The organism is Aliivibrio sp. A6, from assembly GCF_028765505.1.
GTDB lineage: Bacteria > Pseudomonadota > Gammaproteobacteria > Enterobacterales > Vibrionaceae > Aliivibrio > Aliivibrio finisterrensis_A.
The window spans coordinates 1-203 of record NZ_JARACR010000175.1 but is presented as its reverse complement, the minus strand read 5'-3'; the positions used below and the strand labels follow the sequence as shown (position 1 = coordinate 203).

Sequence of the window (203 nt, the reverse complement as noted above, 5' to 3'; positions counted from 1 at the left end):
GGTTCTGGCGCCGCAAGGTGTGAGAGTTCAAGTCTCTCCGTCCGCACCATATTTTTGATTGTTTTATTAAAAACAATCATTGGCTACTTAGCTCAGCTGGTTAGAGCACATCACTCATAATGATGGGGTCACAGGTTCAAATCCCGTAGTAGCCACCATACAACTTTTAATTGATTCACCAATCGTCGATTAAAATACAAAAA

At 40.9% G+C, this 203-nt stretch carries 1 tRNA gene; it reads left to right on the top strand.

Annotated features, from left to right (window positions below):
- The first annotated feature begins 81 nt into the window (after nt 1-81).
- A tRNA-Met gene (locus tag PVK70_RS19050) sits at nt 82-158 on the top strand.
- Nucleotides 159-203 lie beyond the last annotated feature (45 nt).